General features: G+C 68.3%; 12 protein-coding genes. 5 read left to right on the forward strand and 7 right to left on the reverse strand.

Annotated elements, in window-relative coordinates; all coding sequences use genetic code 11:
• The first annotated feature begins 81 nt into the window (after nucleotides 1-81).
• From MFF01_RS04170 to MFF01_RS04190, 5 genes are read left to right on the forward strand one after another with little or no spacing between them, the layout of a single operon-like run.
• The gene (locus MFF01_RS04170; RefSeq protein ID WP_238222314.1) at nucleotides 82-1,419 is read left to right on the forward strand and encodes a BCD family MFS transporter; all 1,338 of its coding nucleotides are present in this window, start codon (nucleotides 82-84) and stop codon (nucleotides 1,417-1,419) included.
• 5 nt (nucleotides 1,420-1,424) lie between these two features.
• On the forward strand, nucleotides 1,425-2,651 hold the full coding sequence (locus tag MFF01_RS04175; protein ID WP_238222316.1) for a geranylgeranyl diphosphate reductase: 1,227 nt from the start codon (nucleotides 1,425-1,427) through the stop codon (nucleotides 2,649-2,651).
• Nucleotides 2,651-3,145 (forward strand): TspO/MBR family protein, encoded by a 495-nt coding sequence (locus MFF01_RS04180; RefSeq protein ID WP_238222318.1) that lies wholly within the window; start codon nucleotides 2,651-2,653, stop codon nucleotides 3,143-3,145. Before MFF01_RS04175 ends, MFF01_RS04180 begins: the two co-directional genes overlap by 1 nt.
• Nucleotides 3,146-3,149: 4 nt before the next feature.
• Nucleotides 3,150-3,500 carry a hypothetical protein gene (locus MFF01_RS04185; RefSeq protein WP_238222320.1) on the forward strand — a complete coding sequence of 117 codons (351 nt, stop codon included), beginning with the start codon at nucleotides 3,150-3,152 and terminating at the stop codon, nucleotides 3,498-3,500.
• A gap of 34 nt (nucleotides 3,501-3,534) precedes the next feature.
• On the forward strand, nucleotides 3,535-5,118 hold the full coding sequence (locus tag MFF01_RS04190) for a c-type cytochrome (protein ID WP_238222322.1): 1,584 nt from the start codon (nucleotides 3,535-3,537) through the stop codon (nucleotides 5,116-5,118).
• A 58-nt stretch (nucleotides 5,119-5,176) separates the two neighbouring features.
• Here the strand turns inward: MFF01_RS04190 and MFF01_RS04195 are convergent, their stop codons facing one another.
• The 7 genes from MFF01_RS04195 to glmM form a co-directional block, all read right to left on the reverse strand.
• On the reverse strand, nucleotides 5,177-6,460 hold the full coding sequence (locus tag MFF01_RS04195) for a glycosyltransferase family 87 protein (RefSeq protein ID WP_238222323.1): 1,284 nt from the start codon (nucleotides 6,458-6,460) through the stop codon (nucleotides 5,177-5,179).
• Between the two features lie 184 nt (nucleotides 6,461-6,644).
• Nucleotides 6,645-7,505 carry a transglutaminase-like domain-containing protein gene (locus MFF01_RS04200; RefSeq protein WP_238222324.1) on the reverse strand — a complete coding sequence of 287 codons (861 nt, stop codon included), beginning with the start codon at nucleotides 7,503-7,505 and terminating at the stop codon, nucleotides 6,645-6,647.
• 108 nt (nucleotides 7,506-7,613) lie between these two features.
• Nucleotides 7,614-8,207 carry a LutC/YkgG family protein gene (locus tag MFF01_RS04205; protein WP_238222325.1) on the reverse strand — a complete coding sequence of 198 codons (594 nt, stop codon included), beginning with the start codon at nucleotides 8,205-8,207 and terminating at the stop codon, nucleotides 7,614-7,616.
• Nucleotides 8,204-9,778, reverse strand: coding sequence for a lactate utilization protein B (locus MFF01_RS04210; RefSeq protein ID WP_238222327.1), 1,575 nt, complete (start codon nucleotides 9,776-9,778; stop codon nucleotides 8,204-8,206). The genes MFF01_RS04205 and MFF01_RS04210 overlap by 4 nt, the downstream gene beginning before the upstream one ends.
• Nucleotides 9,775-10,518 carry a (Fe-S)-binding protein gene (locus MFF01_RS04215; protein WP_238222329.1) on the reverse strand — a complete coding sequence of 248 codons (744 nt, stop codon included), beginning with the start codon at nucleotides 10,516-10,518 and terminating at the stop codon, nucleotides 9,775-9,777. The genes MFF01_RS04210 and MFF01_RS04215 overlap by 4 nt, the downstream gene beginning before the upstream one ends.
• 73 nt (nucleotides 10,519-10,591) lie before the next feature.
• Entirely contained in the window at nucleotides 10,592-12,352 is a 1,761-nt protein-coding gene (gene poxB, locus MFF01_RS04220; RefSeq protein ID WP_238222331.1) for a ubiquinone-dependent pyruvate dehydrogenase, read from the reverse strand.
• Between the two features lie 151 nt (nucleotides 12,353-12,503).
• Nucleotides 12,504-13,874: a phosphoglucosamine mutase gene (gene glmM, locus MFF01_RS04225; protein ID WP_238222332.1), complete on the reverse strand. Its 1,371-nt coding sequence runs from the start codon at nucleotides 13,872-13,874 to the stop codon at nucleotides 12,504-12,506.
• Nucleotides 13,875-13,905: the final 31 nt, after the last annotated feature.

Raw genomic sequence — 13,905 nt, forward strand, 5'->3', positions numbered from 1 at the left:
CACGTAGGAGTGTCGTTTACTAGCGTTCTTCTGGCGACGAGCCTTCCGTGGATCGTCCGATGGCGCCAGGAGGCCCGGTGAATGACACCGTTCGCGTTCAGCTGGTGGCAGATCGTTCGTCTCGGTCTCGTCCAGACCGCCCTCGGAGCCGTCGTGGTCCTCATGACCTCGACCCTCAACCGCGTGATGGTGGTGGAACTCGCGCTGCCGGCCATCGTCCCGGGCGGCCTCGTCGGACTGCATTACGCCGTGCAGATCCTGCGTCCGCGTTGGGGTTACGGCTCGGACGTTCACGGCCGGCGCACCCCCTGGATCGTCGGCGGCATGGCGGCCCTGGCTCTCGGCGGTTTCGGGGCCGCCGTCGCCACGGCCCTCGCGGAGGTGCATCTTGCCGCCGGCATGGCTTTGGCAGTCTTGTCCTTCCTCACCGTCGGGATGGGGGCGGGCGCCGCCGGCACCTCGCTGCTCGTGCTGCTCGCCACCGGGGTCGAGGACCGCCGCCGGGGGGCGGCCGCCACGATCGTCTGGGTGATGATGATCGCGGGCTTCGCCATCACGGCGCCGCTCGCCGGGCACTTCCTCGATCCCTTCTCCGGGGGGCGGCTCGTGACCGTCTCCGGCACGGTGTCGGTCCTCGCGTTCCTCGTCGCTGCCCTGGCCGTGCGGGGCATCGAGCCGACCCGATCGGGGGGGGACGCACGGCAGGCCGAGGCGAAGAAGCCGTTCCGGGAGGTCCTCGCTAGGGTCTGGTCCGAGCCGGCCTCGCGCCGCTTCACCGTGTTCATCTTCGTCGCCATGCTGGCCTACTCGGCACAGGAACTCATCCTCGAGCCCTTCGCCGGCCTCGTCTTCGCGATGACCCCGGGGGGGACCACGAAGCTCGCCGGGCTCCAGCACGGCGGCGTGCTCGCCGGCATGCTGCTGGTGGCGGGGCTCACCATGGGGATCGGCGGCCCTCTCCTCGGTTCCCTCAAGATGTGGACGGCTTTGGGCTGCGTCGGCTCGGGCGGCGCACTCCTCGCCATCGCGGGCGGCGGCATCGCGGGTCCCGACTTTCCGCTTCGCGGCGCCGTCTTCGCCCTCGGCCTCTGCAACGGCATCTTCGCGGTTGCCGCCATCGGTTCGATGATGGGTCTCGCGGGAGCCGGCGGCGAGGCCGAGCGCGGCACCCGCATGGGGGTGTGGGGCGCGGCGCAAGGGGTGGCCTTCGGCACCGGCGGCGTCCTCGGCACCGTCGCGGTGGATGCCGCCCGCCTCGTCCTGCCGCCGGTCCACGCCTATGGCAGCGTGTTCGCGGCGGAAGCCGCGCTGTTCCTCGTCGGCGCCGTCCTCGCCCTGCGCATCGCCCATGCCCCGGCGCCGTCCGGCGCCCGCCGCATCAAGCTCGCCCTGTTCGCTCCGCGCCTGTCCATGAGGTGATGCCCATGTCCGAGGTAAGCCCCCGATCCGACGTGAGACCCCTGTCCAACGTGTCCGAACCTGAGGTCTTCGACGTGGTGGTGGTGGGCGGCGGTCCCGCCGGAGCCACCGCCGCCACCGATCTCGCCCGTGCCGGGCGGCGGGTGCTGCTCCTCGACAAGCCGGGCCGGATCAAGCCCTGCGGCGGCGCGATCCCCCCGCGCCTGATCCGCGACTTCGCCATCCCCGACAGCCTCCTCGTCGCCAAGATCAGGTCGGCCCGGATGGTCTCGCCGGGGGATCGGCGGGTCGATATGCCCATCGGCGACGGATTCGTCGGCATGGTCGACCGCGAGCATTTCGATCCATGGTTGCGCAACCGGGCCGTTCTGGCCGGAGCGGACCTGCGGGCGGCGACCTTCGAGCGGATCGTGCGCGATGCCGAAGGGGTCGCTACGGTCCATTACCGCCAGGACGCCACGGCCCGCCAAGCCCGCGCCCGGCTCGTCATCGGGGCCGACGGAGCGAGCTCCCCCGTCGGGCGCGCGGAGATCCCGGGCCACGCCGCGATGAAGCAGGTCTTCGCCTATCACGAGATCGTCCGTGTGCCGCCCGAGGGGGGCGGTGTCGAGGCGACGCGCTGCGACGTCTATTATCAGGGCAAGCTCTCGCCGGATTTCTACGCCTGGGTCTTTCCCCACGGCGATACCGTCAGCATCGGCACGGGCAGTGCCCGCAAGGGATTTTCCCTGCGCAGCGCCATCCGGGATCTGCGCGCGTCCACCGGCCTCGACGCCGGACAGACGGTGCGCCGGGAAGGCGCGCCCCTCCCCCTCAAGCCCCTGCGCAAGTGGGACAACGGACGCGACGTGCTGCTGACGGGCGACGCCGCCGGCCTCGTCGCCCCGGCCTCCGGCGAGGGGATCTACTACGCGATGTTGGGCGGGCGCCTCGCCGCCGAGGCGGCCGAGCACTTTCTCGTGACGGGCAAGGTGTCGGCCCTGGCGCTTGCACGGAAGAAATTCATGCGCCTGCACGGGCGGGTCTTCTTCATCCTGCGCATCATGCAGGGGGTCTGGTACCGCAACGATCCCCTGCGCGAGCGCTTCGTCTCCATCTGCCGCGACAAGGACGTCCAGCAGCTGACGTGGGATTCCTACATGAACAAGGAGCTCGTCCGGGCCAAGCCCGTCGCGCATCTGCGGATCTTCTTCAAGGACCTCGCGCACCTGTTCCGGTGGGTGTCGCCGTAATGGAACCTGGCGCCTGGAACTGGACGCCGATCGCCGTCGCGGCGGGCATCGCCCTCGTGGTGGCGGTGGCCGGCGGTGTGCTCACCACCATCGGCCCGTGGTACCAAAGCCTGCGGCGCCCCTCCTGGAAGCCGCCGGACTGGGCCTTCGGACCGATCTGGACAACGATCTTCACCCTGGCGGCGGTCTCGGCCGTCATCGCCTGGAATGCCGATGCGCGTCCGGAGCGCCGCAGTGCACTCCTCGCGGCCTACGCGGTCAACGCCGTGCTCAACATCGCCTGGAGCGCGATCTTCTTCCGGATGCGCCGGCCGGATTGGGCGCTCGCCGAGGTCGTGCTCCTGTGGCTCTCGATCCTGGCCCTCATCGTCGTGACCCTGCGGGTCTCCGTCCTCGCGGCTGTGCTCCTCCTGCCCTACCTCGCCTGGGTCGGGATCGCCGCCGTGCTCAACCGCGCCATCGTGCGGCTCAACGGTCCGTTCGGAGCGGGCTAGGGCGATGGCCGCGCTCTTCGCCTCCGGGCACGTCATCGACGCCATTCTTCTCCTCGTGGCTTGCGAGGCTTGCGTGCTGATCGTCTGGGGGCGCCGGCGCATGGCCCTGCGGCCCTTGCTGTTCAATCTCGTCTCGGGGGGCGCCCTCATGCTGGCCGTGCGCGGGGCGCTGACGGCGGCGCCGTGGTGGGCCATCGCCGCATGCCTGTTCGCGGCGTTCCTCGCCCATGCCGCCGAACTCGGTCTGCGTCTGCGCAATGCCACCGGCACGTGCGCCGCCTGCGGCAAAACAACGATATCGGCGGGCGGAACAATGCCGAAAAGCGTCGCGTTCCCGACGCATGAGTTAATATAATTCCATATCTTGGATTGCGCGGAGATCAGGTGTGATGCATCGCCTCGTCGCCATGGGCCTCGGGCCCGGCCTGTTCCTGTGTTCCGCCGTCAGTCCCGCCGGTGCCGAAGAGGCCAGGGCCGATCTGGTGAAGCGGGGCGAGTACCTCGCTACCGCCGGGGATTGCGTCGCCTGTCATACATCCCCCGGCGGCAAGCCGTTCGCCGGCAACTATGTCCTCGATACGCCCATCGGGAAGATCCGCACCCCGAACCTGACGCCCGACAAGGAGACGGGGCTCGGCAATTGGAGCGCGGACGACTTCTATCGCGCCTTCCACGACGGCATCACCAAGGACGGGTCCTATCTCTACCCGGCGTTTCCGTTCGCCTGGTACACGAAGGTGACCCGAGCGGATTCCGACGCGATCTTCGCCTATCTGCAATCGCTGGAGCCCGTCCGCGAGGTCCGCAAGCCGTCCGAGATCCCGTTTCCCTTCAACATCCGCACCGCCCTCATCACGTGGCGCACGGCGTTCTTCACGGCGGGCGAGTTCAAACCAGACCCGGAGGCGAGCGCGGAGGTGAATCGCGGCGGCTACCTTGTCGAGGGCCTGGGCCATTGCGGCATGTGCCACAACGCCAACAAGATCGTCGGCAACAGCGGCCTCGCGGGCAAGCTCGGCGGCGGCGTCATCGACGGCTGGTACGCGCCCAACATCACGCCCGACGACCATACGGGCATCGGCGCCTGGACCGACGATCAGGTGGTCACCTACCTCAAGACCGGGACCGCCCCGGGGGACCGCCCCGGTGTCGCCGCCGGCCCCATGCGTCAGACCATCGAAGAATCCCTGTCCAAGATGACGGACGCCGACCTCAAGGCGATGGTCGCCTATCTGCGCACGCAGAAGGCCAAGGAGAGCTACAAGACCAAGGATCTCCAGGCCTTCAACGCGGCCGGTGCGCCGGGGGCCGGCACCTATCTCAGCTACTGCTCCTCCTGCCACAAGCCCGACGGCAAGGGCGTCGAGGGCGCGATTCCGGCGCTCGCTGGCAACACCTCGGTGCAGGCGCAGGGACCCGAGACGGTGATCCGGGTGATCCTCGGCGGCCTGGCCGCCCAGAACGGCTACGCCCCCATGCCGGCCATCGGCGTCGGCATGACCGACACGGAGGTGGCCGACGTCACCGACTATATCCGCAATGCCTGGGGCAACAGTGCTCCCGTCATCACCGAGCGCGGTGTGGTCGCGACGGCGCGGGAGAAGACCCAGACGATGCTGGCCGGCAGCGCGCCCTGCGCCGAGGTCGCCCAGCCGGAGGTCGCCAAGGCCCTCGACGAGGCCGGCGCCAACGAGGCCCTGAAGGGGCTCACCCCGGCGGACTTCATCCCGCGCCTCGATGCGCTGCTGCCCCGGATCAAGGCGGCGGCACCGGGGGCGAAGGACGACGACATCGTCAACGGCGTCACCACGGCGTTCTGCAAGGCCGGCCGCGACGATCCCGCCTATCAACCGCTCGGCTGGCACGCGGTCATCGGCAGCTTCTCCAGCATCGCCTACAGCCAGATCAAGAACCCCGAGAAGCAGGCCGCAACGCCGGGAACGAGCCCCATGGGGACGACCAAGCCGAATTGAGTTCGGATGGCCCATCTGCGCGACCGCGAGGAGCACGGCCGGTTGGGGCGTGCGTCGGTCAGCCTACGATCGGGTTTGCCAGAAGCGGCTCCGGGTCTTCGGGGCGGCGCTGAAGCACCCGCCAGATCAGGACGACCAGGCCCATCAGGGCCAGACCGGCCAGGGAGAGGGGCATGACGCCCACCGGCATCCCCTCTTCGCCGTATCGCCGATGCAGCACCTCGGTCATGGCAAGCCCCCATCCGGAGGCGAGCCAGACAAGGACGAAGAGCGCCATCCGCTCCCGCGCCGTGGTGCGCGCCAGAAGGGCGGGGCCGAGGAGGGCCAGCCCCACGCCGAGGATCGGCAGATCGTAATCATAAGCGTAGGGGCTCACCAGAAGGCTCGCCACGGCGGTGAGGCCGACCACCTGCGGCGCGGGCATCCGGCGGCGTATGGCGAGGGCGATGAGGCCGAGGGCCGCGAGGGCGACGCCGGCTTGCACGGCCAGGGCCACCGTCGCCGGCGCGCCGAGGGTCCGCACCACGGCATAGGCCGAGATCATCCGGTACAGCGGATAGAGGCCCTCCTCGAGGAAGACGCCCGCCTCAGCCACACCGTCGCGGAACGCGGCCCAGACGGAGGGACCAAGGACCAGGGTGGCGAGTCCCGCGAAGACGGCGGCGACACCGGCGGCGATGAGGGCCGTGCGCCAATCCCGGGTCATCGCCGCCTGGAGTGCGAAGCCGATGGCGAGATGCGGCTTGATCGCCATCAGGCCGAGGGGCAGGCCGGCCCGCGGATCGCGCCGCAGCAGGCACAGGCAGGCCGCGCCGATGAGGCTGCCGGTCAGGAAGCCGTTCTGTCCGCAGACGATGGTGACCGCCAGGGCGGGAAACAGGAGCGCGAGGAGCATGCCGAGGTGAGGCTGCGCCAGCCGCCGCAGGACCATGAGATAGGCCGCCAGGGTCGCGCCGGTGAAGAGGGCATAGGCGAGGCCGCGCGGCAGGAGGGCGAAGGGCGCGACCACGAGATTGAAAACCGGCGGATAGGTCCACGGCAGGAAGGAGCCCGGCTCCCCGATGCTGCGCTGAAACGCGAGCAGCGTCGCGAAGTGATAGGCCCGGTCGATCTCACCGCGCCAGACGAGTTGCCCCGCCAGGCGGAAGGCATCGAAATCGATGAGAGTCGCCGCGCCCTGCCCCGAGGCCGTGCCTGCGAGACCGATGGCTTTCGAGGCGAGAAGCAGGACGAGAAGGACGAAGATCGTCCAGGCGAGCAGGGGCGATGGGCTCGTTTCGCTGCGACGGTACACGGTCGCTGCCGGGTTCTTCGATCCTCCCGCCAGGGCCGTGCGCATCATCTTCGTTCCGCCTTGGACCGGCGAGCCGAACGTCGTTCCGGTCGCACGAACCCTGGCAAGCTCCGTTTAAAAGTCCGTGAACCCGAACCGGCCCCACCCGAGCCGCGTGTCTCTCACAAAACGCCCGCCACGCCGTCGCGCTTGGAGCGAGAACCGCCGTGACCGGGCGTTTTGCGAGTTGCTCTCAGGCGGCGCCGGCATGCGGCGCTGGCACCTCCGTCGAGATGGCGTCCACGGTCCGCTGAGGCGGACTGCCGAGGCCGTCGGAGCGGACGATTCGGATCTGCTGGTTGACGGGCTGCATGTTGCCGTAGGGCGTCGAGAACGCGATTTCTGCGGCGTCCCGGCCGACGCCGATGCGAACCAGCCCATCGAGATCGGCCTGGCGGGTGGCATCGAACAGCCACCAGCGCCCGTCGAGATAGGCCTCGAACACTGCATGGAAATCGCTCGGCACGAGGCCGTGGGCGTAGCAGCTCACGAAGCGGGCGGGTATGCCCAGCGCCCGGCAGAACGCCGTGCCGATATGCGCGAAGTCGCGGCAGACGCCCGCCCGCTTGAGCAGGCTCTCGTGGGCGGTGGTCTCCCCGTCGCTGGAGCCCGGCTGATAGGCGATGTGGTCGTGAATCCAATTGCAGATGGCATTGACGCGCTGGTGCCCCTTGGGCAGGGCGCCGAATTCCGCCTGCGCGTAGGGCGTCAGGCGATCTGACGAGACGAAGCGGCTCGGCAGCAGGAACGGCAGGATGTCGAGGGGCAATTGCGCGATCGGCGTCTCGTTGATCGTCGCCGGATCGGCCCGGTGGACGGTGAGTTCCACCTCGGCGTTGTACTCCAGGGAGAACTGCCCCGTCGGCACGTTCACGCCCAGATAACGGTTCTGGAGATCCGGCGTGACGTAGATCTCACGCTTCAGATCGGGCTTGAGGACCAGGGTTTCGCTGAGGATCTCGAGGCTCCGCAGCTTGGCGACCTCGAGGTTGAAGATGAAGGTCGTATCCGACAGGACGTTGTACGACAGACTGCAGCCAAGGGTGTAGCGCATGGAAAATCCTTCCTTCGTGCCCGTGGGCTGCAAGGATTGCGCCCGTTCAAACGGGCGGCGTCACACGTCCCGCCGCCCGCCCTCCCCGCCCTGGCACACCGGACCTCTTCAGGCGCGCGGCAGCAGGATCACGGTGAGCGAGCGCACGCCCTGGGCCCCGTGAATCAGCACGCCCTCGATATCCGCCGTCGCCGAGGGGCCCGTGTGCAGCACCGCGTAGGCAGCACGCGCGAAGTCCGGGCGGCGGTAGGCCGCCTGGATATTGACTAGGATGTCGGCCGGATCGAGCAGTACCACGAGGTGCTGAGCGAGATAGGCGACGGCGTTCACCCGCAACTCGTTCTGCGTGAACAGCACGGATCCCGTCTCGGCGACGCCGAACACTGCCCGCACGATGGCTACATCGACATCGGCGAGGTCCTGCGGGCGGGCGACTTCGGCAAGGTCGCGGTTGCCTGCGATCTCCGGTACGGCGGACGCGATGACCGTGGCACCGTCCAACCGCTCGCGCACGGCTGCGAACGGATCCGCCCCGGCGACCGGGGTGGCGATGCGGCCGCCCATGCGCTTCAGGCGCTCGCCGAACTCCGCCATGAGATCGTCGCCGACGAGGGGGGGAAACAGCGGTACCTCCGGCAGCGGATGATCGCCGGCCGGTCGGTTCTTCCGGATGCGGGCCAGGGTGTCCTCGCGCGCACTCACTTCTCACCGTCCGTCGTCTTCGAGGTGGTCTTGCCCATGCGGTTCTGCTTGTACCAGCTGTGGAAACTCTGGCGCGGGGTCTCGGGCATCTCGCGCCCTTTCCCCCAGGTGTTGAGGGGATTGTAGACGGCGAAGCGCGGCAGGATCTTGAGGGCGGAATCGGCCGCCCCGATGGCGGCGCGGTAGGCGACCGGACGGCTCAGCACCTGCCCGGCCGCCTTCATCATGCCCTGCTTGAGCAGGGGGATCTGGTGTTCCTCCGCGAGCACCTTCCGCCACGCGAAGATCTGCTCGTGGATGTTGATCTTGACCGGGCAGACGTTTGTGCACGAACCGTTCATGGTCGAGGAGAACGGCAGGGTCGAATATTTGCGCTTGTTGAAGGTCGGATCGATGATGAGCCCGATGGGCCCCGAATAGGTCGCGCCATAGGAAAGGCCGCCGGAGCGCCGATAGACCGGGCAGGTGTTCATGCAGGCGCCGCAGCGGATGCATTTGAGCGAGGTCCAAAACTCCTCCATCCCGAGGCGCTCGGAACGTCCGTTGTCGACCAGCACCATGTGCATCTCGGAGCCGGCGCGCGGCCCCCGGAAATGCGAGGTGTATTGCGTGATCGGGGAGCCCAGCGCCGAGCGCGACAGCAGGCGAATGAACACGCCGAGATGCTCGATCCGGGGGATCAGCTTCTCGATGCCGATGGAGTGGATCTGAAGCTTGGGCACGTTGCCCGAGAGGTCGGCATTGCCCTCGTTGGTGCAGGTGACGACGGTGCCGGTCTCCGCGATGGCAAAGTTGCACCCGGTCATGCCCGCATCCGCCTCGAGGATGAGGGGCCGCGTGTGCATCCGCTGGCTCTCGGCGAGGTAGTGCGCGTCGTCGTTCTCGGGATCGGTGCCCATGGTGCGGGCGAAGACCTCCGCCACGTCGAAGCGGGTCTTGTGCACCGCCGGCACCACGACGTGGCTCGGCTCCTCGTTGTCGAGCTGCTGGATACGTTCGCCGAGATCGGTCTCGATCACCTCGATGCCGGTGCCGGCCATGTAATGGCGAAATCCGCACTCCTCGGTGAGCATCGATTTCGATTTGATCAGGGTCTTGGCGCCGTGATCCTTGAGGATGCCGTGGACGATGCGGTTGTGGTCGGCCCCGTCCGCCGCCCAGTGGACGTGGACGCCGTTGGCTTTGGCGTTGGCCTCGAACTCCTCGAGGTAGCGGTCGAGGTTCGCCAGGGTGTGGGTCTTGATCCGCGAGGCGAGCTCGCGCAGCTCCTCCCATTCGGGAATGCCGAAGGCGGCCACATCGCGCTTGCCCCGCAGGTCCCACAGGCGGGCGTCGTGCGCCTTCTGGTGCAGGGGGGCGGCGAGGAAGCGCTCGGCGGCCTCGGCCTGATCGATGGGGCGATCACCGCGGATCTTCGCGCCGCGCGGCTGCGGCTCGCGGGCGGCCTTGGCGACCGAGGGCTTGACCGCCACGGGTTTCGTCGCGGCCTCGGCGTGCCGGAGGCGTCGGCCGTCCTGGCCGTGGTCGCTCTCGGGGGCCGTCTCGCGCAGACCCTGATCCTCGATGCTCATGCGGCGGCTCCGTTGAGGATGCGGGCGATGTGAATGAACTTGAGCGGCGTGCCGAGGCGGGCGGCGCAGCCCTTCTGGTGCATCATGCAGGAGGAATCAGCCGAGACGACGTATTCGGCACCGGCCTGGGCATGGTCCGTGACCTTGTCGTAGCCCATCTTGGCCGAGACGGCGGGCTCGAACACCGAGAAGGTGCCGCCGAAGCCGCAGCACTCGTCGGGGCGGGACGGGGTGACGATCTCGATGCCCTTCACCTTGCGGAGGAGGTCGAGGGGCTTGGAATAGTAGGGCTTGTTGAGTTCCGACGGCCGGGCATGGTGGATGCCGCGCAGGGCGTTGCAGTTCGAGTGGTACCCCACCTTGTGCGGGAACGCCGCCCAGGGAAATTCCTCGACCTTCAGCACGTCGTGGAGGAATTCCACGAGTTCGAAGGTCCGGGCGCGCACCGCCTTCACGTCGTCCGTCTGCGGGATGGCGGTGAGGTGCTCGCGGACTTGATGCGCGCACGAGCCCGATGGCGTGACGATGTAGTCGAACCCCGTGAAGTTCTTGACGAACAGGGCCTCGGTGGCGGCGGCCTCGGCGTGGCAGCCGGTGTTGGTCATCGGCTGGCCGCAGCAGGTCTGATCGAACGGATAATGGACGTCGAGGCCGAAGCGTTCGAGGAGTTCGAGGGTGGCGATCCCGACCTCCGGCTCGAAGGCATCGACGTAGCACGGCACGAACAGTCCGACCCGCATGGCGTTTTTCTTCTGCTCGCGGGCGGCCTTGCGGGGCCGCCCACCCTGGAAACATTCGAAACGAGCTTCCGGTTTAACGAAGCAGGTTCGTCTTGGCGAGGTCGAGGACCGAATCGCCGCGTCCGCTCATGACGGCGCGCAGGACGTAGAGGCTGAAGCCTTTCACCTGCTGGCCGTCGATCTTCGGCGGCATCGACAGTTCCTGGCGGGCCACCACCACGTCGAGGAGGGCCGGGCCGTCATGGGCGAGGATTTCGCGGACGGCGCCTTCCAGTTCGGTCGGGTCCTCGACCCGCACGGCGTGGATGCCGGCGCCCCGCGCCATGGCGGCGAAATCCGGGTTGTCGAGGGCAACGCCGGTCTCGATGTAGCCGGCGGCCTTCATCTCCATCTCGACGAAGCCCAGGGTGCCGTTGTTGAAGACCACCACCTTCAGGGGCAGCTTTTCCTGACGCAGGGTGAGGAGGTCGCCCATCAGCATGGCAAAGCCGCCGTCGCCCGAGAGGGAGACCACCTGGCGTCCCGGCTGCGCCGCCTGCGCTCCGATGCCCTGCGCCATGGCATTGGCCATGGAGCCATGCACCCACGAGCCGAGCAGCCGCCGCCGGCCGTTCATCTTGAGGTAGCGGGCGGCCCAGATCGTCGGCGTGCCGACATCCGCCGTGAAGATCGCGTCTTCGCTCGCCGCCTCGCTCAGGAGCTTGGTGAGGTATTGCGGGTGGATCGGGCCCTTGCCGGATTTGAGGCCGAACCAGCCCTTCTTGGGGGTGCCGGTGGCGAGGTCGTCGAGATCCTCGCGGGCCTTGGCGTAGTGCTTGAGCGCCGCGTCGAGGTGCTTGCGGTCGTCCTTTGCCGTGAGTTTCGGCATCAGGGCCGCGATCGTGTCCCCCACGTCGCCGACGAGACCGAGATCGAGCTTGCACCGGCGGCCGAGCTGCTCGGGGCGCAGGTCGACCTGGGCGATCTTCGCATCCGTCGGGTAGAACTGGCGGTAGGGAAAGTCGGTGCCGAGCATCAGTAGGGTGTCGCAGCCCATGATCGCGGCGTAGCCCGACGAGAAGCCGATGAGGCCCGTCATGCCGACATCGTACGGATTGTCGTACTCGACGAATTCCTTGCCGCCGAGGGCGTGGACGATAGGGCTCTTGAGGGCTTCGGCGAGCTCCAGCAGCGCGGCATGGGCCCCGGCGCAGCCCCGCCCGCACAGCAGGGTCACGCGGCTCGACCCGTTGAGGAGGTCGGCGAGGGCATCGAGCTCGCGGGTGGCGGGGCGCACCATAGGTTTGCGCGGGATCAACCCGGGATTGGGAGCGACGGCCCGCTGCGGCGCATCCTTCAGGGCGACATCGCCCGGAATCACCACCACGGCGACGCCGGACAGGCCGATGGCCGCCCGCATGGCATTCTCGAGCACCTGCGGAAGCTGCGACGGGTCCGAGACCATCTCGCAGTAATGGCTGCATTCCCGGAACAGGTTCTCCGGATGCGTCTCCTGGAAGTACCCCGAGCCGATCTCGGCGGAGGGGATGTGCGCCGCGATGGCCAGCACCGGCGTGCGCGAGCGGTGACAATCGAACAGACCGTTGATGAGGTGAAGATTGCCTGGGCCACACGAACCGGCACAGACCGCGAGCTGTCCGGTGAGCTGGCTCTCCGCTCCGGCCGCGAAGGCGGCGACCTCCTCGTGCCGGACATGCACCCAGTCGATGACCTCCCGAGCGCGTAGGGACTCGGTCAGGGCGTTCAGGCTGTCGCCGACGAGGCCGTAGATGCGGTGGACCCCCGCCTGCGCAAGGGTCTCGACGATGAGGTCCGCGACGGTGACGATCTTCATGGGGCTCGATCCCTCGGTGGAGAGTTTTCAAACCGTACGGGATCGTCTCGTGTTCCCGGATCGCCGGGGGCGGTACGATCGTGCGCCGGTCCTTTCGAGGCGGCCACCACGGGGGGCCCGCGACCGGACGCGACCGACCGATCGTGGGGGATCAGCTGTGCAGCCCGCGATAGGGCTCCTGAGCCCCACACCGTTGCGCGATCGCCTGGGAAACCTCGTCGACGATGTCGCCGATCAGATCCCGGTCGTCGCCTTCCGCCATCACCCGGATAACGGTCTCGGTGCCGGATGGCCGCACTACGAGGCGGCCGGACGTGTCCAGGCGGGCCGTCGCCGCCGCGATGACGTCGAGGACCGCTTTGTCCCGGAGCGGGTCCCCCGATCGATAGGGCACGTTCCTGAGAATCTGCGGCAGCGCCTCGAAGCAGCGGCAGACCTCGCTCACGGGGCGGTCCAGGCGCTTGACGACGCTGAGGAGTTGCAGGGCGGCCACGAGTCCGTCGCCCGTTGTGGCGTAGTCCGACATGATGATGTGGCCGGATTGCTCGCCGCCAAGGTTGTAGCCGTGCGCCCGCATGTGTTCGAGGACGTAGCGGTCGCCCACCGCCGTACGGGCGAGGCCGAGGCCGATCCCAGCGAGATAGCGTTCGAGGCCGAGGTTCGACATGATCGTGGCGACGAGGCCAGGCTGCGTCAGGCGCTCGTCCTGCTGCCAGGAGCGAGCCATGACGGCCATGAGCTGGTCGCCGTCGACAACGAGCCCCCGTTCGTCGACGATGATCACCCGGTCGGCATCGCCGTCGAAGGCGATGCCGATGTCGGCGCGTCGCTCCCGCACCTTGCTGACCAGGCTCTCGGGCGCCGTCGATCCGACATCGCGGTTGATGTTGAAGCCATCGGGCTCGACCCCGATGGCGATCACCTCGGCCCCGAGTTCCCAGAGGGTTTCGGGGGCGACGCGGTAGGCGGCACCATTGGCGCAGTCGACCACGACCCGCAGGCCGTCGAGGGTCATTTGGCGCGGCAAGGTGCGCTTGGCGAACTCGACGTAGCGGGCATGCACGCTCTCGATCCGCTTGGCCCGTCCGAGCTCGCGTGGCCCGGCCAACCGCGTCTGGAGCGGCCCGTCGATCAGAGCTTCGATTTTCCGCTCGACCGTGTCGGAGAGTTTGAATCCGTCGCGCCCGAACAGCTTGATGCCGTTGTCCTCGTAAGGATTGTGCGAGGCCGAGATCATCACGCCGATATCGGCGCGCATGGAGCGGGTCAGCATCGCCACGGCGGGCGTCGGCATCGGCCCGAGCTGGAGCACGTCCATGCCGACGGAGGTGAAGCCCGCGATGAGGGCGGTCTCGATCATGTAGCCCGACAGGCGCGTGTCCTTGCCGATCACGACACGGTTGCGATAGCCGGAACTGCGGAAGTGCAGGCCCGCGGCCTGCCCGACCCGCAGGGCGAGTTCCGGCGTGATGACGCGATTGGCGAGCCCGCGAATCCCGTCCGTTCCGAAATATTTCAGCATCACCATCACTCCGGCTCGTCGTGCGATTTCG

Origin of the sequence: Methylobacterium adhaesivum (assembly GCF_022179065.1) — a bacterium.
Lineage (GTDB): Bacteria > Pseudomonadota > Alphaproteobacteria > Rhizobiales > Beijerinckiaceae > Methylobacterium > Methylobacterium adhaesivum.